At 66.5% G+C, this 519-nt stretch carries 1 pseudogene; it reads left to right on the top strand.

The annotated features are described in order from the left end of the window. Nucleotides 1-519: pseudogene (locus ACY34J_RS29055) on the top strand (amino acid transporter); the annotation flags it as partial.

Consider the following 519-nt stretch of genomic DNA (forward strand, 5'->3'; position numbering starts at 1 on the left):
GCGTCACCCTCGTCCTGATCGCATTGCTGGGCGGGGTGTTCCTCAAGGGCTTCACCGAGGCGATCGGCATCGCCGTGGCGCTCGTGGGGATCTACCTGGCCCTGAACGCCATCGTGGTGGCGGTGGGGCTGTGGCATGTGATCACCGCACCGCATGTGATCCCCGACTGGTCGCAGGCGCTGACCACGCAGCATGGCAGCCCGCTCCTGATGATCGGGCTGGCCTTGATCGTCTTTCCGAAGCTGGCCCTGGGCCTTTCGGGCTTCGAGACCGGTGTGGCGGTCATGCCGCACATCGAGGGGGACCCCGGCGATACGGAGGAGCGTCCCCTCGGACGCATCAGGGGGGCAAAGAAGCTGCTGACCACCGCGGCGCTGATCATGAGCGTCTTCCTCATCACCACCAGCTTCATCACCACGCTGCTCATCCCCGCACGGGAGTTCCAGTCAGGCGGGGAGGCCAACGGGCGCGCACTGGCGTATCTGGCACACGAGTACCTGGGCTCCACCTTCGGCAGCC

This window comes from Streptomyces sp. HSS9-12 (assembly GCF_054963655.1).